The 17,252-nt window shown below is 44.5% G+C and carries 15 protein-coding genes; 11 read left to right on the forward strand and 4 right to left on the reverse strand.

Features of this window, described 5'->3' with window-relative positions:
* Position 1 precedes the first annotated feature (1 nt).
* Together speB and LC090_RS02470 are read right to left on the reverse strand one after the other, a co-directional pair.
* Positions 2 to 979 carry an agmatinase gene (gene speB, locus LC090_RS02465; protein ID WP_226654939.1) on the reverse strand — a complete coding sequence of 326 codons (978 nt, stop codon included), beginning with the start codon at positions 977 to 979 and terminating at the stop codon, positions 2 to 4.
* Positions 980 to 1,122: 143 nt separating this feature from the next.
* The gene (locus LC090_RS02470) at positions 1,123 to 2,532 is read right to left on the reverse strand and encodes a sigma-54 interaction domain-containing protein (RefSeq protein WP_226654942.1); all 1,410 of its coding nucleotides are present in this window, start codon (positions 2,530 to 2,532) and stop codon (positions 1,123 to 1,125) included.
* A gap of 147 nt (positions 2,533 to 2,679) precedes the next feature.
* Between LC090_RS02470 and gabT (LC090_RS02475) the strand changes: the two genes are divergently transcribed.
* Together gabT (LC090_RS02475) and LC090_RS02480 are read left to right on the forward strand one after the other, a co-directional pair.
* On the forward strand, positions 2,680 to 4,041 hold the full coding sequence (gene gabT / locus LC090_RS02475) for a 4-aminobutyrate--2-oxoglutarate transaminase (RefSeq protein ID WP_226654944.1): 1,362 nt from the start codon (positions 2,680 to 2,682) through the stop codon (positions 4,039 to 4,041).
* A 19-nt stretch (positions 4,042 to 4,060) separates the two neighbouring features.
* On the forward strand, positions 4,061 to 5,494 hold the full coding sequence (locus LC090_RS02480; protein ID WP_226654947.1) for an aldehyde dehydrogenase family protein: 1,434 nt from the start codon (positions 4,061 to 4,063) through the stop codon (positions 5,492 to 5,494).
* A gap of 131 nt (positions 5,495 to 5,625) precedes the next feature.
* Here the strand turns inward: LC090_RS02480 and LC090_RS02485 are convergent, their stop codons facing one another.
* Positions 5,626 to 6,291: a cyclase family protein gene (locus LC090_RS02485; RefSeq protein ID WP_226654949.1), complete on the reverse strand. Its 666-nt coding sequence runs from the start codon at positions 6,289 to 6,291 to the stop codon at positions 5,626 to 5,628.
* A 183-nt stretch (positions 6,292 to 6,474) separates the two neighbouring features.
* Here LC090_RS02485 and LC090_RS02490 point away from each other — a divergent pair, with 183 nt between their 5' ends.
* The 9 genes from LC090_RS02490 to LC090_RS02530 all read left to right on the forward strand — a co-directional run bounded on the left by LC090_RS02490 (position 6,475) and on the right by LC090_RS02530 (position 16,253).
* On the forward strand, positions 6,475 to 7,590 hold the full coding sequence (locus LC090_RS02490) for an NAD(P)/FAD-dependent oxidoreductase (protein ID WP_226654951.1): 1,116 nt from the start codon (positions 6,475 to 6,477) through the stop codon (positions 7,588 to 7,590).
* 180 nt (positions 7,591 to 7,770) lie between these two features.
* Positions 7,771 to 9,381 carry a gamma-glutamyltransferase family protein gene (locus LC090_RS02495; protein WP_226654953.1) on the forward strand — a complete coding sequence of 537 codons (1,611 nt, stop codon included), beginning with the start codon at positions 7,771 to 7,773 and terminating at the stop codon, positions 9,379 to 9,381.
* Between the two features lie 33 nt (positions 9,382 to 9,414).
* On the forward strand, positions 9,415 to 9,996 hold the full coding sequence (locus LC090_RS02500) for a chromate transporter (RefSeq protein ID WP_226654955.1): 582 nt from the start codon (positions 9,415 to 9,417) through the stop codon (positions 9,994 to 9,996).
* The gene (locus LC090_RS02505; RefSeq protein ID WP_226654958.1) at positions 9,993 to 10,523 is read left to right on the forward strand and encodes a chromate transporter; all 531 of its coding nucleotides are present in this window, start codon (positions 9,993 to 9,995) and stop codon (positions 10,521 to 10,523) included. The genes LC090_RS02500 and LC090_RS02505 overlap by 4 nt, the downstream gene beginning before the upstream one ends.
* Positions 10,524 to 10,772: 249 nt before the next feature.
* Positions 10,773 to 11,378, forward strand: a complete 606-nt coding sequence (locus LC090_RS02510; RefSeq protein WP_226654959.1) for a TetR/AcrR family transcriptional regulator — start codon at positions 10,773 to 10,775, stop codon at positions 11,376 to 11,378.
* Positions 11,379 to 11,389: 11 nt separating this feature from the next.
* Positions 11,390 to 12,553 carry an FAD-dependent oxidoreductase gene (locus tag LC090_RS02515; protein ID WP_226654962.1) on the forward strand — a complete coding sequence of 388 codons (1,164 nt, stop codon included), beginning with the start codon at positions 11,390 to 11,392 and terminating at the stop codon, positions 12,551 to 12,553.
* Positions 12,554 to 12,836: 283 nt separating this feature from the next.
* On the forward strand, positions 12,837 to 13,496 hold the full coding sequence (locus LC090_RS02520; protein WP_226654964.1) for a GntR family transcriptional regulator: 660 nt from the start codon (positions 12,837 to 12,839) through the stop codon (positions 13,494 to 13,496).
* Between the two features lie 19 nt (positions 13,497 to 13,515).
* Positions 13,516 to 14,871, forward strand: a complete 1,356-nt coding sequence (gabT, locus tag LC090_RS02525; RefSeq protein ID WP_226654967.1) for a 4-aminobutyrate--2-oxoglutarate transaminase — start codon at positions 13,516 to 13,518, stop codon at positions 14,869 to 14,871.
* Positions 14,871 to 16,253 carry an APC family permease gene (locus tag LC090_RS02530; RefSeq protein ID WP_226654969.1) on the forward strand — a complete coding sequence of 461 codons (1,383 nt, stop codon included), beginning with the start codon at positions 14,871 to 14,873 and terminating at the stop codon, positions 16,251 to 16,253. Before gabT (LC090_RS02525) ends, LC090_RS02530 begins: the two co-directional genes overlap by 1 nt.
* 101 nt (positions 16,254 to 16,354) lie before the next feature.
* On the opposite strand, the gene LC090_RS02535 is transcribed toward LC090_RS02530, so the two are convergent.
* A complete protein-coding gene (locus LC090_RS02535) occupies positions 16,355 to 17,077 on the reverse strand; it encodes a coiled-coil domain-containing protein (RefSeq protein ID WP_226654970.1) in 723 nt (240 codons plus the stop codon).
* Between the last annotated feature and the right edge of the window lie 175 nt (positions 17,078 to 17,252).

A 17,252-nucleotide genomic window follows, 5' to 3' on the forward strand; every position in this document is an offset into this window, starting at 1 on the left:
CCTAAGACTGACTCGCTTTTTCTTCACTTGTGGTTAGAAGGCTATTTCTTTTCTTTAATGCAATGAGCGTAATCATTTCATACATAATCGAAGACGCTAGTGCAGCTGTAATTTCGTTGTGGTCGTATGTTGGAAGGACTTCGACTAAGTCAAATCCTACAACATTTAGTCCATCAAGTCCGCGAACGTATTCAAGTGCCTCGTAACTGTTCGGACCTGCGACTTCTGGCGTTCCAGTTCCAGGCGCGAAAGCAGGGTCTACAAAGTCGATGTCATATGAAACAAATACTGGTCGATCACCTGTTCTCTGATGGATGCGTGAAATCACTTCATCAAAACCGAGTTTACGAACATCTTTCATTGGAAGGACTTCGAATCCGAGATCCCTTGCGTCATCAATATCACCTGGACCATACAACGGACCTCTCATTCCAACCTGAATGGAGTGGTCGGTATCGATTAATCCTTCTTCAACCGCGCGTCGGAAAGGTGTGCCGTGCATGTATTTCTCTCCATAGTAGTCGTCCCATGTATCCCCATGTGAATCAAAGTGAACAAGGGCAACTGGTCCATACTTATTGTGGAAGGCGCGCAGATTTCCTAATGAAATGGAGTGGTCACCACCCATGATAACTGGTGTCACATCTGCCTCTAGAAGTGGGGTCAATCCTTCTACCATGTTGTCGTAAGTGCGATGAATATTTCCTGGAATGACATCAATATCACCATAATCAACGCCAGAGCAGTAATCGAAAATGTTAATCTCCATGTCGGGATTGTATGGACGAAGTAGCGTCGAGAAGTTACGAATATGCTGTGGCCCTAGACGCTGACCAGTACGGTTAGATGCAGCCGTATCAAACGGAACACCAAGGACAGCGAAATCAACATGTTTAGTCGTTTGAATTTGTTCTAATCTCATAAACGTTCTTACACCGCAAAAGCGCGGGGATTTGGAAGAGTCTTTAGGTTGATACATAGTGGAACCTCCTGTGATTGTTAGTCTCACAGATATTTATTGCAAGTTCCATGCCAACTTTAAGGGCAGGAGTGCAACACTTTTGACACTTTTCTCATGCGTAAATGCATCGATGCGCTTTCTTTTGATGCTGAAATGCATGATTAATGCGATTTTGCATTGATTTTGTACTTTTTAAGCTTACGTACGACTGTGGATTGATTCATCCCGAGGTAATCCGCCATTTCATAAGTTGTTTTGTATTGTTTGAAAGCACGTTTTAACCATCTGATTTCAACTTCTTCTAAGGCTTCCTTTAGTGTCGTTCCTGTTTCCTCTTCAACACCTGGTATAAAGGTCGTTCGATTTTGCGCTGTATCCTGCTGAATGTAAGAGGGAAGAGACTCAGGATAAATCGTCCTTGCGTCTGCTGTAATGACAAGTCGCTCGACGATGTTTTGAAGCTCCCGCACATTTCCTGGCCACGAATATTCTGACAAGCTTTCTATTGTGGCGGCGTGGAAGAACTTGTTTGTTCGATATTTCTCATTTAATCCTTTGAGAAAATGCGCTGCGAGTGTTGCGATATCTTCTTTTCTTTCACGAAGAGGTGGAATGGTAATCGGAATGACATTTAATCGATAAAAAAGATCTTCTCGAAATGTGCCTTTTTTCACCATATCCTCAAGGTTCTGATTCGTAGAAGCAACTAACCTGAAGTCAATCGTCTTTGGCTTTGTACCTCCGACCCTTGTAATCGTTTTTTCTTGTATCGCTTTTAAAAGCTTAGCTTGAACAGCAAGGGGGAGTTCTCCAACTTCATCAAGAAAAAGCGTGCCCTGATTAGCAAGTTCAATCATGCCGGCTTTCCCTTTCTTACCTGCACCTGTAAATGATCCTGGCTCGTAGCCAAACATTTCTGATTCAAAAAGCGTTTCTGGTATCGCCCCACAGTTTACTTCTATAAAACTACCATTTCGGCGCTCACTACCTTTATGTAATGCGCGTGCGAATACATTTTTTCCTACCCCTGATTCTCCTAGGAAAACAACGGATGCATCCGAATTTGCTACACGCTCAACCAGTTGCCAGATGAGTTGGATGGCTCTGCTTTTGATCACGAATTCGCCTGGAAGTTTCTCCTTGTCGCGCAGTTCTTGAATTTCAGTTTCATAAACTTCCATTTGGGCACGCAATTCCTCATAGTCTTCTTTTAAATGCTGAAGCTCAGTTAAATCATGTGAGAAACTAATAACTCGGATAATTGTGCCACTCTCATCGTAAACCGGCAATCCAGTAGCCATTACGACACGTCCTGTAGTCGTCTTTTGCATGATTTGAAGCTCTTTCTTTTCTGCTAAGACACGTCTTGTGATAGAAGGTGAAAAAATGCCTTCTTTTTCAAGTTCTTTCACGGACTTTCCAATAAGAAAAGAGGCTTTCCTTCCATAGACGGCTTCACAGTTTTGACTCACTCTTATCACAATGCCGTCCCCATCTGCGATCACAATGTTATCTTTCGATGCATGTAAGATGGCATTTAATTCATACTCTAAGTAATCTGATGAAGACATGTTGAATCCTCCTTCAATATTCGTACAAATCTGACTATTATCTAAGGTTATCATATCGCAAAATTAACCCTCAAAACCATCTTTCTGAAAAAGTTGGTACGAAGCTTGCATGTATAGAAGGTGAATAAGAAAGAGGGAGGCAGTTAGATGCAAACAAAGCAGAATGAAAAAAGTATTAAGTTGAAAACCACGATTCCGGGGCCGAGAGCATCAGAGCTATTAGAGTTAAAAGAGCAGCACGTGCCGCGCGGTCCTTTTAATACGATGTTGACCTTTGCTGAAAAAGGTGAAGGGGCATTACTAACAGACGTCGATGGAAATACATTTATTGACCTTGCAGGTGCGATTGGAAGTATGAATGCGGGGCACTGTCCTCCGAAAGTTGTTGAAGCACTGAAGGCTCAGGTCGATCAATACCTTCATACGTGCTTTCATGTGATGATGTATGAGCCTTATATTCAGCTTGCGAAAAAATTGAATGAAATGACACCTGGCAATAGAGAGAAGAAAACCTTTTTCTTAAATAGTGGAGCCGAAGCAGTGGAAAACGCAGTAAAGATTGCGCGAAAGTATACAGGACGGAAATCAATTATTTCATTCGAGCGAGGCTATCATGGAAGAACGCTGTTAGCGATGTCGTTAACCAGTAAGGTGAAACCATATAAATACGGTTTCGGACCGTTTGCTCCTGATACGTATAAAATGGCCTATCCGTATTATTACCGGAAGCATGCGAGTATGACGGAGGAAGAGCTGGATCAGGAAGTGCTTAAGCGTTTGGAGGATTTCTTTCTTGGTGAAGTACCGTCAGATGAAGTAGCGGCGATCATTATGGAACCGGTGCAAGGAGAAGGTGGATTTGTTGTACCATCAAAAGGATTCGTACAAGGCGTGAAAGCGATCTGTGAAAAGTATGGCATTCTTTTTATAGCAGATGAAGTGCAAACCGGTTTTGGACGAACAGGAAAAATGTTTGCGATTGAGCACTTTGACATTGAACCTGATTTAATGGTGATGTCAAAATCGATTGCAGCAGGGTTGCCAATCAGTGCGGTAACAGGGCGAGCTGAGGTTATGGAAGCACCGAGTCCGGGAGAAATTGGTGGCACATATGGCGGGAGTCCGCTTGGTTGTGTTGCGGCTCTTGAAGTCATTGAAATGATGGAGGAAGAAGGACTTGTCGAGCGGGCAAATAAAATTGGGAAAGTAGCTTTGGAACGTTTTCAAGAAATGCAGGATTCTCATCCTGTGATTGGCGAAGTTCGTGGACTTGGTGCCATGTTAGCGATTGAGATTGTGAAAGATCCGGTTACGAAAGAGCCAGACAAGGAATTAACGGGACGAATTTTAAAAGAATGCCATAACCGTGGTGTCATTGTGATGGGGGCAGGCTTATATGGAAATGTGATTCGTCTCTTATCGCCACTTGTGATTACGGATGATCAATTAAATGAAGCACTTGATGTCATTCAAAATGTCGTGTCAGAGTTAGCACCGGTTCATCAATAAAAGGAAATGAGGGATGAGAATGCAGGCGACGATTCAGAAGAAGAAATTTTACATTGATGGCGAGTGGCAAGAGGGCGTTTCTTATAAGGATTTAAGCTCGCCATACTCAGGCGATGTTCTGGCAGAGATTCCGATGGCGACTGAGGGTGATGTTGATCGTGCCATTGAAGCGGCTTATCGTGCGAAGCAAGTAATGAGAAAACTACCAGCGCACGAGCGAGCGGCGATATTGGAGAGGTTTGTTCAGAAGTTAAGTGAACGCTCGGATGAGGCAGCGGAAATCATTGCGCTAGAAGCAGCTAAGCCGATCGCGACAGCAAAAGGTGAAGTGGCGCGGACGATTGCAACGTATCAATTCGCCGCGGAGGAAGCTAAGCGAATACAAGGGGAGACGATTCCGTTTGACGCAGCCGTTGGTGGTGAAGGAAGGGTAGGCTATACGGTGCGTGAGCCGCTTGGTGTCATAGGAGCGATTACGCCGTTTAATTTTCCTATGAATCTAGTTGCACATAAAGTCGGTCCAGCAATTGCGGCAGGGAACACGATTGTGTTGAAACCTGCGAGTCAAACCCCGCTCTCTGCTTATTTTATTGCTGAGCTGTTTGAGGAGGCTGGACTGCCAAAAGGTGTGCTGAATGTCATTACGGGAAGTGGAAAGACGGTTGGCGATCAAATTGTGACGGATGAGCGTGTGAACATGGTGACCTTCACTGGAAGTCCAGCTGTTGGCATTGGCATTCGGAACAAGGCGGGTTTGAAAAAAGTGACCCTAGAGCTAGGTTCTAATTCGGCTTTAATTGTGGATAAAGGTGTCGATGTTCGAGGTATTGTGGATCGTGCTGTCATGGGCGCATTCGCTTACCAGGGGCAGGTGTGTATTTCGCTTCAGAGAGTGTATGTTCATCAATCGAACTATGACGCTTTTGTGGAAGCATTTGTGGAAAAGGCGAAGACGCTCCAGTGCGGAAATCCATTGGATGCTGAGACGGATGTTTCGGCATTGATTTCAGGTGCTGATGTTGAGCGAGCAGTTTCCTGGATTGAGGAAGCGAAGAACGGTGGAGCTACTGTCGCTTTAGGTGGACGAGCTGATGGAAATGTTTTGGAGCCAACTGTCATTTTAAATGCCGCTCTGGATATGAAAGTTTCTTGTCAGGAAGTGTTTGCGCCGATTGTTTTGATTAGTCCATTTCGATCGATGGAGGAGGCGTACGATCTTGTAAACGATTCGGCTTATGGGTTACAGGCTGGTATTTATACGGACAATGTCCATACGGCTCTTGAAGCCGCAGATCGTCTTCATGTTGGTGGTGTGCTGATCAATGATATTCCAACGTTTCGTGTTGATAACATGCCATATGGTGGAGTGAAGGAAAGTGGGACTGGAAGAGAAGGCATAAAATATGCGGTAGAGGAAATGACAGAGATGAAGTTAGTGGTGTTTAAGAGATAGGTGGTTGAGGTGGTGCCTGTCACCACCCGAATGATGCAACTATTTGTCGAATGATGAAAATAACGCGATAAAGCACAAAGAAGGCGGCCGCTTAGTAATGAGTAGGCGCCTTCTTTATTTTGCTATTTTATTTATTTGAGAGTAAATGATTCAACCTCCACCGCAATCGCTCTCACGGGTGAGGCATCCAGACCCTGAAGCTTAATCGGAATGGCAATAATGAGTGGATTTTCGAAATCAATCTGATCGAAGTTAGAGAAGCACTCTCCAATAATGCCGTTCTTTGATGTGATTGCTTCATGTGCTGGGAAAGATGTGGCACCAGGAGGATCGACACTAAAGGTATCGGTGAAGAAGGTGGTGATTCCTTTCTCTAGCAGACTATGTACAACCTCGCTAGACAAATAAGGAAAGTTGAAATAGGTCTCGGTCCCTAGATGCTTTGACCAGCCTGTATGAAATAGCGCAATTGTTCCAGGAACAATGCTTTCGATTGCGTAGGATACGTCTTCTAATGTGATTGCTTCTCCTGGTTCTTTTCCGGTTACATGAATCATGTGTCCTGGGGCCATTAATTTTGTCAATTTCAACTCATCAACCGATGCTCCTTCTTTTTGAAAATGGAAGGGAGCATCAAGGTGAGTGCCAGTGTGGGTTCCAATATTCAGCTGGGTAACCTGATAGCCGTCTTTGTCGTGCTCTGCAATGGAATAGATATCTGGTTTTGGGTCCCCTGGATAAACAGGCGTTTGGTTGTTAACCGGGATAGAAAGATCAATTACTTTTTTGAAAATCATGAGGTCGTCCTCCTTTTTAAACAAACATTTGATTAAATTCGTTAATAAAGGGATACCTCTTCATTGTTTCCATAATTTAATTTGTCATGAACTTTTCAACACTCTCAAGCTATCCCACGTTTGAGTCTCCCCCAACATTCCTGTAAAATACCTAATCAGACAAACGACGAAAAGGTGTAAGAAATGAAAGAAATCATTGTAATCGGCTCAGGTATTTTAGGCGCGTCAACGACTTATCATCTCGCGAAGCAGGGAGCGGACGTGATGCTGGTTGATCGGAAAGACGCGGGACAGGCGACAGAAGCGGCGGCTGGGATCGTATGTCCCTGGCTAACGAATCGACGTGGTGGGGCTTTTTATCGGCTCGTTGAAGCTGGAGCTCGATATTATCCGGAGTTAATTAAAGAGCTGAAGAAGGATGGAGAGACGGAGACGGGCTATTCGCGCGTTGGCGCGATTAACATTTACTCGGGTGAAACGAAGCTTGAGCGAAAGCTTGCGCTTGCGATGGAGCGGCGGAAGGATACACCAGAGATGGGTGAGGTTTCGCGGCTTTCTGCTACAGAAACGAATGCGCTGTTTCCTCCACTTTCTGATCATTATTCGGCCGTGCATGTGAGTGGAGCGGCGCGAGTGAATGGAGCTGCGTTACGAAATGCACTTATTCGAGGAGCGGAAAAGCACGGTGCGAAGGTGATCCATGGGGATGCCTCGCTATTATGGAATGAGTCAAACGTAAATGGCGTCTCGGTGAATGGCGAGAACTATTTTTCGAGCAATGTGATTGTTACGGGAGGCGCATGGGCGCGGGAACTGCTTCAGCCACTTGGGATGAAGTTCCTCGTTACTCCTCAAAAAGCCCAGATTGTTCACCTCGATTTACCGGAGACGGATACCGGAAAATGGCCAATCGTGATGCCACCCTTGATTCAATATTTCCTTCCGTTTGAAAATGGTCGGATTGTTGTAGGTTCAACACAGGAAGATCAAGCTGGCTTTGATTTACGCGTAACGTTGGGCGGCGTTCAACATATTATTGATCGTGCCTTGAAGGTGGCGCCGGGTCTAACGAATACCACCTATGTGGAGACGAAGGTAGGCTTTAGGCCGTTTACACCTGGAAATGTTCCGATTGCTGGAGCTGTTCCTAATGTAAAGGGACTACTTGTAGCAAATGGACTTGGGGCTTCAGGATTAACGAGCGGTCCGTTTCTTGGTGCGGAGCTTGCGCGATTCGTACTTGGGCAGCGAAATGAATTGGATCTTGAGGAGTATGATCCTGGGAGTGCGTTTGGGTAGGTAGTTTAAACGTCTTTAATAAATGACGGAAAAATGTAAATATTCTAAAGAAAGCCTTTTCATGCAAGGAGGATTCCTATATAATGGGAAAATCTCTGAGGTGTGAAGAGGTTTCTTTTTATAGCATTTCAGATTCAAAAAAATTCTTCTCTGGATAGATCGAAAGGAGACTTTATAACGATGCCAACTGACTACTTACATTATCCATACGCTTCCCAACGCATGACAACGGTAGCGAACAAAGGAATGGTCGCAACGTCTCAGCCATTAGCGGCACAGGCGGGATTAGATCTATTGAAAAATGGGGGTAATGCAATTGATGCGGCGATCGCAACGGCAGCGGTACTCACTGTAGTTGAACCGACGTCAAATGGAATCGGCGGTGATGCATTTGCTCTTGTGTGGACAAAGGGTAAATTGCACGGGTTAAATGGTAGCGGACCATCGCCGCAATCCATCTCCATTGATTCAGTCAAAGAACGTGGTTATAATGAAATTCCAAAATACGGCTGGATTCCTGTTACCGTTCCTGGTATTCCGGCATCATGGGCGGCTTTGTCGAAGCGATTTGGGAAGCTTTCATTAAAAGAAACGCTGGCGCCTGCGATTCATTATGCTGAGGAGGGATTCCCAGTATCTCCGACTCTAAGTAAGTATTGGAACGATGCTTACGCTAAATTTGAAGAAGAGTTAAAGGGAGAGGAGTTTCAGCACTGGTTTGATACGTTTGCGCCAGATGGTCGTGCGCCTGAAGTTGGTGAGGTTTGGAAGTCGACAGGTCACGCAGAAACGTTACGGAAAATCGCTGAAACCGATGCGACGTCTTTTTATCAGGGAGAAATCGCTGATCAGATTGATGCTTTCTCAAAAGCATATAATGGGTATTTGACGAAGGAAGATCTTTCGGCATTTGAGCTTGAGTGGGTCGATCCGATTTCGGTTCAGTATCGTGGTTATGATGTTTGGGAGATCCCGCCTAATGGGCAGGGACTGATTGCATTGTCTGCGCTAAATATCGTAAAAGGGTTTACATTAGATCATAAAGATTCTGTTGATACCTATCATAAGCAGATTGAAGCGATGAAGCTTGCTTTTGTTGATGGGCAGAAATACATTACGGATGAATGTGAAATGTCCGTTGCTGTACAGGATTTACTATCACCTTCTTATGGGGAAAGTCGCCGTGCGTTAATTGGAGATGAAGCGCTAATGCCGTCACCAGGACAGCCTCCTAAAGGTGGAACCGTTTATTTAGCAACAGCTGACGACGAAGGGAACATGGTGTCGTTTATACAGAGTAATTATATGGGGTTTGGTTCAGGATTGGTGGTGCCTGGCACCGGGATTGCGCTTCAGAATCGCGGACATAATTTTTCGATGGATTCGGATCATGATAATGCGCTAAAAGGTGGAAAGCGGACGTATCATACGATCATCCCTGGATTTCTTAGTAAAGATGGTGATCCGATTGGACCTTTTGGCGTGATGGGTGGATTTATGCAGCCGCAAGGTCATTTACAGGTGATTACGAACCTGATCGATTTTCATTTGAACCCGCAATCTGCCCTCGATGCGCCAAGGTGGCAGTGGGTTGAGGGGAAACGAGTGTGGGTGGAGTCTACGTTCCCGCCTCATCTTGCCGAAGCGCTTACTCGAAAAGGACATGAAATTGAAGTTCAGCTTGAAAAAGGGGCGTTCGGTCGCGGACAAATTATTTGGCGCGATCAGCAGTCGGGCACCTTATTTGGAGGGACAGAATCAAGAACAGACGGAACGATTGCCGCTTATTAAAAGCGGAGTGACAGTCCGAAAGGTTGGTGGAACATGCAGCAGTGGCATCTTTTCCTCGCTTTTTTTAGAGTGGGCATGCTTGGATACGGTGGAGGCCCTTCGTCTATCCCGCTAGTACATAAAGAAGTTGTGGAGAAATACAAATGGATGGATGACGATGAGTTTGCGGATATTCTCGCTTTGGGAAATTCACTTCCAGGGCCAATCGCGACGAAAATGGCGGGGTACATTGGTCATCGAGTGGCAGGGATAACGGGCATGTTAAATGCCGTACTGGCAACCATTGTGCCGACGATTGCGATTATGATTTTCTTGTTAACGTTTCTCTCTACATTTCGCGAGAAGGCGTGGGTGCAGGGAATGACGCAAGCGGTCGTTCCAGTTGTTGGGGTTATGTTAGCGGTGTTAACCTATGATTTTTTTAGAAAAGCTCAGGGGAATTTAGGGTGGATTCTGACGATCACGTTGACGGTTGTTTCCTATTTATTTATTGAAATCGCAGGTGTTCATCCGGGAATTGTTATTGGATGTTTGTTGCTTTACGCACTGTTGAAACCGACTGGTAAGGGTGGGAAGCATGAAGAGGCAGAGGCGAGAAAGGAGCCATCCTCATGATTTATTGGGATATTTTTGTAGCTTTTTTCATACCTGGTATCGTCGGTTACGGAGGAGGCCCTGCGTCTATTCCTCTTGTTGAGAACGAAGTAGTTGGTCGATTCGGTTGGATGAGCGTGAATGAATTTAGTGAAATGCTCGCGATGGCGAATGCACTACCAGGGCCAATTGCGACGAAAATGGCCGGGTACATCGGCTTTCAGCAAGGAGGAGTTCTTGGCGCATTTGTTGGTGTGTTTGCGACAGTAGCGCCATCACTCTTGCTAATGATTGTATTGCTGAGTCTTTTGAATCGTTTTAAAAACTCACCAAAAGTAAAGAAGATGACAGCTCTCATTCGCCCAACCATTGCCATCTTACTTGGCGTGATGGCGTTTCAGTTCTTTGCTAGTTCTTATGAAGGAGCGGGGCTCGTTCAAACGATCTTCCTGATTGTAACTAGTTTCGTTCTGATGGAGAAAATGAAGGTGCATCCGGCGTTTGTGATTGTTGGGGCACTGGCGTATGGAGCGGTGTTTCTGGGATAGAGTTCGCGGGTGCGCGAGTTCCGCGAGTTCGTGAGTGCCTGTCACCACCCGGATTAGATCGAATGATGTCGAGTTATGCGGTGGAATGTTCCTCTTTAGGAGAAATCATTCCACCGCATTTTTTTAGTGTGAACGCTGAAAATGAGGGAGTCATCCCACGTGAGGTTGCGGATTTGTGCGAATAGGATTAAAATATGAGTGTACTCATAAATGAGCTTAGTCATAAATTAATTTAGATAGAAGGAGGCTATGATGAGCGGACTACGTGAACAAAAGAAGCAGGCAACGAGGAAGACGATTATGGTTGTTGCAAAAGATCTTTTTCTTGAAAAAGGTTATGAAGCAACATCAACAGAGCTAGTAGCTAAGAAGGCTGGAATTGGTTCAGGTACGTTATTTAATTATTTTCCTTCTAAAGCAGAGCTTCTTGTTGAAGTCATGCGGGCAGAATTTTCAGGTATGGAAGAGAAGGAGGACATGAGTTTAGAAATTCTGGAGACAGCTGAAGCTACAGTTCGAGATTATTTAACGAAGCGTTTGGAAGGCTTTAGTTTGCTAGAAAAAAAGCTTTTTCGAGAATTAATTGTGGCGTCATTAAATGCGTATCAAAGCAAACCAGAATTCCTAAACAGCTTGATGGAGCTCGATTTTATGTTTATAGAAGAGTTGGAGGAGCTGCTCAAGGAAGTAAGAAATCTAGGCATGCTACCGAAAAACTTCGAAGTAGAAATCGCAGCAGAGCTTATTTATAGCTCAGTCATGTTTGAAACACTCGTTTATCTTTATCAGGAAGGTCGAAGTCTTGAAGAAGTGTTGGAACAAACGGGGCGTAAGCTTACATTTATTTTGAAGTGAGGTGAATCAAGATGGACGTATGTATTGTTGGTGGCGGGATTGCAGGATTAACCCTTGCTTATTGTTTAAGTGAGAAAGGAAATCACGTCACGATTGTTGAGAAATCTCCCTCGATACGGACAGAAGGCTACATGATTGATTTTTTCGGAGCGGGTTATGATGTGGTTGAAAAACTTGGGATGATTGATGATTTAAGGCGTATTCATTATCCTATTGAGTCGCTTGCTTTTTTGAAGCCAAATGGTTCGGAGAAATACAGGATTTCCTATCAATCTCTTCGTGAGTTATTAAATCAAAGGCACTTCAATTTTATGCGTGGCGATCTTGAAACAGTGCTTTATGAGAAGGTTCGAGAACAGGCTACGTTTCGATTTGGCGCATCTCCAGAGCAGATTGAACAAGATGCCGAAAAAGCGCATGTGAGTCTCTCTGATGGTACGAGGCTTACATGTGATTTGGTTGTAGGAGCAGACGGTATGCGATCGAAGGTGCGCGCTCTCTCATGTAAGGAAGAGCAGGAGCCAATCCGTTATATGGGTTATTATACTGCGGCTTACATTATTGAAGATCCAGCTTTTCTTGAGAAAATAGATAAAAATTTTTATACGTATTCGGAGCCAAATCGTCAGGTTTCTGTATACCCGATTCGCGGTAATAAAGTGGCAACCTTTTTCTTATATCGCTACCCGAAACAGCAGGGACATGTGGAAAAAGAAAAAGCGCTGGAGCAACTGAACGAATATTTTGGTCATATGAATTGGATTGTTCAAGATTTGCTTGAAGCTGGCAAAGAGGCGAAGGATTTTTACTTTGATGAGGTGTCGCAAGTTGAATTACCTAAGTGGCGGAATGAGAAGGTTACTTTTGTGGGTGATTCCTGTCAGTGCATTTCGTTACTTGCCGGGCAGGGGGCTTCGTTGGCCATGGCGGGCGCTTATACGCTTGCGAAATCGCTTGAGGAATACCCGGATAATCTTGAAGCTGCGCTTGCTGATTATGAACGATCGCTTCATCCGGATATTGTGAAACTTCAGAAGTCAGCAAGAAGATTCGCAAGCTTCTTCTTACCTTCTTCCTGGTGGGGGATTTTAGTAAGAGATGGATTGACGAGAGTATCGGTATGGCCGGGAGTGAGAAAGGTCGTGAATTTCAGCACGGTGCGGCTGCCGAAGTAGCAGGTGCCTGTTGTAGCAGTGCCTGTCACCACCCGGTTATGATCGAATGGTGTCGAATGAACAGTTCTTACCTCTTGTGAGGAAAGGGCTGTTTTTGTTTTGTCTATGAAAGGTTTATCGGGATGGTAGGACTAACAATCCTTCTGCTGTTTAGAAAGTGGAAATCGTATAGACCAAAAGGTTTATTTTGTCAGAAAATATTGAAAATGTTGTCAGTTTCATCTAAACTATCAGATAAATCAATAAATTGTATACAATCTTTGGACACAATAGGTGGTTTAAGATGACAACTAAAAAACGAAATGAAGAGTTAGCTTATGAAAAGGTGAAGCGTGCCATTATGTTACGGAGGCTTTTACCAGGACAGCGTGTGACAGAGGAGTGGGTGAGTGAAGAGATTAACATGAGTCGGACTCCTATTCGAGCAGCGTTTAAGAGAATGGGAAATGAAGGGTTATTAGAAGTTGTCCCTCATCGAGGCGCTTTTGTGTATAACCCCTCGGATAAGGAAATTGCTGATGTATTTCAATTACGAGTCGTACTTGAGAGCTATGCTGCTCGACTAGTTGTTCCGAAAGTTACTCAAGAGAACGTTCGCTACATGGAAGAGTTGTTAGCGGAGGAAATGCGGGCATATCAAGCAAAGGATTTTGAAGAGTTTATGAGGGTGAACGGACTTATCCATACCTATCCCGCAAAGCTGTCAGAGAATAAGTTCTTACTTCAACAAGTGGAAACGCTCAATCAATGGTCTGATTGTTACCTGATTCTAAAAGATGAATTTTATACGGTACCGATTGAAAAGGTGAAGTCGATTCCAGAGCATCAATGTATGCTGAATGCTTTTCGTGATGGAAATATTGAAGGGATGGCGGAAGCGATTGAAGCTCATCTTCTTTCCACATTGAGTGATTTATCTGGGAAGCGATCAGTTTTTAATTAATTTAAAGGAGTGATGGATCATGACAAAGAATGCTTCGATTCAAACAAGTTTACCGGGACCTGTTGCTAGTCAATTGTTAGAGCGACGAGAGAATATTGTACCTAACGCTGTAAGCTGTGGCATTCCGACTTTTGCTAAGGAAGCTTCTGGCGCAAGAGTAACAGATGTTGATGGGAATACGTTTATTGATTTTGCTGGTGCGATCGGAACGATTAACGTTGGACATTGCCATCCAAGAGTGAAGGAAGCTTTGCATGATCAAGTCGATAAATACATTCATACCGGGTTTAATGTGATGATGTATGAGCCTTATATTGAATTAGCTGAAAAGCTTGCAGCGTTAGCACCTGGCGATCATCAGAAGAAAGTCTTGCTTCAGAATAGCGGAGCTGAAGCAGTAGAAAATGCTGTGAAAATTGCAAGGAAATTTACCGGGCGTCAGGCAATTGTTACCTTCCAGAATGCGTTTCACGGTCGCACATTGATGACGATGTCGATGACAAGCAAAGTGAAGCCGTATAAATTTGGATTTGGTCCGTTTGCTCCTGAAGTTTACAAGGCACCTTTTCCGTATGCTTACCGGAAGCCTGAGCAAATGAGTGAAAGTGCGTATACGGACTTCATGATTCAGCAGTTTAACGATTTTTTGTTAAAAGAAGTAGCGCCGGAAACGATCGCAGCTGTGGTGATGGAACCAGTCCAAGGTGAAGGTGGTTTTATTGTACCTGATCAGTCATTTGTTCAGGCGGTTAAATCAATTTGTGAAGAGCATGGCATTCTATTCGTCGCAGATGAGATTCAAACGGGATTTGCACGTACAGGGAAATATTTTGCAACCGAGCACTTTGGCATCGTGCCTGATCTTGTCACTGTATCGAAATCGTTAGGAGCAGGGACGCCAATTAGTGGGGTGATTGGTAGGAGAGAAGTGATGGATGCAGCGGATCAAGGAGAGCTTGGTGGAACGTATAGTGGAAGTCCGCTTGGATGTCGTGCAGCGCTTGCTGTTCTCGATGTAATTGAAGAGGAAGGTCTCAATCAGCGTGCGCTTCAAATCGGTGAGAAAGTAAGAGAACGATTTACTTATCTCTCGAAGGAGTTTCCTTTTATCGGAGACGTTCGCGGGTTAGGTGCCATGAATGCGATTGAGATTGTTGGGGAAGGAAAGGTACCAGATAAGGACTTAACGAAAAAGATATTAGCAGAAGCTCAGCAGAAAGGACTCCTTTTACTTGGTGCTGGCGTCTATGGAAACGTTATCCGATTCTTAATGCCTCTCGTGATTACAGACGATGAATTAGAAGAAGGGTTATTTATCATTGAAGAAGCCATGCGGAAGGTTTCAGCTCACGCGTTGCATAAAGGAGTTTTATAATGGAGGGGGAAAAGAAGAAACTGAAAAAGGTATTGTCGAAATTCGACCTGCTCTTTTTAGCCCTCGGTGCGATGCTTGGTTGGGGCTGGGTGGTCTTATCCGGAACGTGGTTAACATCTGCTGGATCCTATGGAGCCGTTCTTGCTTTCGCGATCGGTGGGTTTCTTGTCATTTGTGTTGGACTAAACTACGCTGAACTTGCCTCTGCGATGCCGCGAGTAGGCGGGGAGCATGAGTACGTCCATCGCGCCCTCGGTGAAAATGCCTCTTTTGTTGCATCCTGGGCGATTACACTGGGGTATGTTTCCGTTGCAACATTCGAAGCGGTAGCTTTGCCTACTGTGATTGATTATTTATTACCAGACTATCAAGCGGGCTACCTTTGGACAATTGCCGGCTGGGATGTGCATCTCAATTGGGTATTGATTGGTTCAGCCGGTGCAGTCATTATTACGCTCATTAATTATATCGGACTTAAACAAGCAGCCGTATTGCAGACGGTTTTCACTCTTGTGATTGTGGCAGCTGGATTGTTATTAATTTTTGGAGCGGGAATGAACGGGGAGCCTGCTCATTTAACACCACATTTTATTGGCGGAATGGGTGGCATCATGACCGTGCTTGTGATGGTTCCGTTTTTGTTTGTAGGGTTTGACGTGATCCCTCAAGTTGCTGAAGAAGCCAATCTACCTCATGCTCAAATTGGAAAATTTCTTGTTATTTCTGTGATAGGGGCAATCATCTTTTACATAGCGATTGCCATTGGCGTGTCACTCGGGATGAGTCAGGAACAATTGGGTTCAACGGAGCTGGCAACCGCTGATGCAATGGGAAATTTATTTGGATCTGCGCTTTTTGCGAAGTTATTGATTCTTGGAGGAGTTGCCGGGATTATTACAAGCTGGAATTCATTCGTGATCGGCGGCAGTCGCGTCCTCTATGCAATGTCGGAATCTGGTATGCTACCAGCATGGTTTGGTCGGCTGCATCCTAAATTCCACACACCGTCGAACGCTATTATCTTTATTGGGATTCTCTCGATGTTAGCCCCACTCCTCGGAAGGTCGGCTCTTGTTTGGATCGTCGATGCTGGAGGCCTTGGGATTGTCGTCGCTTACTTTCTTGTAGCCTGGTCATTTATTAAACTTAGAAAAACAGAGCCAGAGATGAAGCGACCGTTCCGAGCGGCTAAATCGCCAGTTTATGGCTATCTAGCACTTATTTTAAGCTTTGGATTTATCGCACTCTACTTACCAGGAATGCCGGCCGCATTGATCTGGCCTTATGAATGGATCATGATTGCTGCCTGGTTCTTTATCGGACTGTTTTTCTTTATGAGAATGAGGAAAGGCGTCTATAAAGATAGTGGGGTTGGGATGTAGTGGACGGTACGCGGTGCACGGTTGCACGGTGCCTGTCACCACCCGAATGGCGTTACATTATGTCGAAACTCCCTGGTCTATTGGCCAGGGAGTTTTTTCTCTTATTCCACTGGAATTAACTTCACCGGTCCCAGCGTTTCAATCATATCGCCATCAGAAGTGAAGAAAACGAAATCACCGGTTCCAACAATGCTGTCGCCAAGTATGGTGTTTACCGTAGGCAAGCCGCTAGAATCATAGACGAAGAAGTTCGTACCTTCACCGATATTTGTCACCTGATACCGTCCTTCTGGAATATCACTGCCCACAATGTATTGTCCGGAAGTGAGTTTGATCGGTTCTTCTTTTTTCTTTACGATCGTATCTTCGAGCTGATCAATCTCTTTTTTCTTCGCTTTGATTGTGTCATCTAGTTTGCTAGCTTGGTCTTTTTTCGCTTTTATGTCATCTTTGAGTTTGCTCATTTCTTTTTTCGTGCTTTCACGTTCTTTTTTTAGCTTATCAACGTCAGCCGAAACACTGTCTTTCTCATCAATTAATTCTTTAACTTCTTCAGCTTTTGCTTCAGCCTCCTCCAACTTTTGAGCTTCATTTTCAAGCTGTTCTTTTACCGTACTGATCTCTTCTTGAATGGATAAAAGCTTTTCTCCCTCTTCTTTTGCTTCCTTCTCAGCGGAAGTGATCTCTGCTTTGATTTTCTTCAAGTCTTCCGTGTAGTTCTCTTCAAGATCAGCATTTCCAATTAACACACCGATCAAGACGCTGACAAGGATCGTTGCGATTGCCCCACCTATGGAAAGGGTAAGAATTAGGCCTTTTTTCATCACACATTCCTCCGAACCTGTCTTAGTAAGCTACCACCTTATATATATTGTGAGGATAGGTCATTTATCACAGAAAATCGGGCGGTGACAGGCACTCCCCGATGTGTGTCCTTATTTGTCGAATAGAGCTACCAATTGAAAATCTTCCTTGCATTTATGAATGCGCTTTCACTAT

Source organism: Guptibacillus hwajinpoensis (assembly GCF_020524165.1).
GTDB lineage: Bacteria > Bacillota > Bacilli > Bacillales > Guptibacillaceae > Guptibacillus > Guptibacillus hwajinpoensis_D.

Coding starts and splice junctions, on each gene's coding strand:
- speB (WP_226654939.1), bottom strand. CDS start 979: ATGTATCAACCTAAAGACTCTTCCAAATCCCCGCGCTTTTGCGGTGTA.
- LC090_RS02470 (WP_226654942.1), bottom strand. CDS start 2,532: ATGTCTTCATCAGATTACTTAGAGTATGAATTAAATGCCATCTTACAT.
- gabT (WP_226654944.1), top strand. CDS start 2,680: ATGCAAACAAAGCAGAATGAAAAAAGTATTAAGTTGAAAACCACGATT.
- LC090_RS02480 (WP_226654947.1), top strand. CDS start 4,061: ATGCAGGCGACGATTCAGAAGAAGAAATTTTACATTGATGGCGAGTGG.
- LC090_RS02485 (WP_226654949.1), bottom strand. CDS start 6,291: ATGATTTTCAAAAAAGTAATTGATCTTTCTATCCCGGTTAACAACCAA.
- LC090_RS02490 (WP_226654951.1), top strand. CDS start 6,475: ATGAAAGAAATCATTGTAATCGGCTCAGGTATTTTAGGCGCGTCAACG.
- LC090_RS02495 (WP_226654953.1), top strand. CDS start 7,771: ATGCCAACTGACTACTTACATTATCCATACGCTTCCCAACGCATGACA.
- LC090_RS02500 (WP_226654955.1), top strand. CDS start 9,415: ATGCAGCAGTGGCATCTTTTCCTCGCTTTTTTTAGAGTGGGCATGCTT.
- LC090_RS02505 (WP_226654958.1), top strand. CDS start 9,993: ATGATTTATTGGGATATTTTTGTAGCTTTTTTCATACCTGGTATCGTC.
- LC090_RS02510 (WP_226654959.1), top strand. CDS start 10,773: ATGATGAGCGGACTACGTGAACAAAAGAAGCAGGCAACGAGGAAGACG.
- LC090_RS02515 (WP_226654962.1), top strand. CDS start 11,390: ATGGACGTATGTATTGTTGGTGGCGGGATTGCAGGATTAACCCTTGCT.
- LC090_RS02520 (WP_226654964.1), top strand. CDS start 12,837: ATGACAACTAAAAAACGAAATGAAGAGTTAGCTTATGAAAAGGTGAAG.
- gabT (WP_226654967.1), top strand. CDS start 13,516: ATGACAAAGAATGCTTCGATTCAAACAAGTTTACCGGGACCTGTTGCT.
- LC090_RS02530 (WP_226654969.1), top strand. CDS start 14,871: ATGGAGGGGGAAAAGAAGAAACTGAAAAAGGTATTGTCGAAATTCGAC.
- LC090_RS02535 (WP_226654970.1), bottom strand. CDS start 17,077: ATGAAAAAAGGCCTAATTCTTACCCTTTCCATAGGTGGGGCAATCGCA.